The following is a 260-nucleotide window of genomic DNA, read 5'->3' as shown; positions in this document are numbered from 1 at the left end:
TGCGCAGCGGGTCCAGCGGGTTGGCTGTGCCTTTGGTATGCGCTTTATAACATTGCAGCAATTCTTCCATCAATACATCCTGCGCCCATCCATCACTGATAATGTGATGCATGTTAAAAACAAAGATCCATTTATCGCTTGCCAATTGGTACAGGACTGCACGTACCAGCGGGCCATCAGACAGGTTAAAAGGCCGGCTGATGGTATCCTGCACCAATGCTTTTACTTTTTCTTCCCGGTCTGCATCATCCTGCAGGTCC

1 protein-coding gene is annotated in these 260 nt (G+C 49.2%); it reads right to left on the bottom strand.

Features of this window, described 5'->3' with window-relative positions:
• Positions 1-260, bottom strand: a 260-nt coding sequence (locus tag KVT36_RS31790) for a condensation domain-containing protein (protein WP_217607446.1), incomplete at both ends; no start/stop codon positions are given.

The organism is Chitinophaga sp. GbtcB8, assembly GCF_019091455.1.
Lineage (GTDB): Bacteria > Bacteroidota > Bacteroidia > Chitinophagales > Chitinophagaceae > Chitinophaga.
The sequence above is the reverse complement of the archived record's forward strand: the minus strand, read 5'-3'. Positions and strand labels throughout refer to the sequence as shown.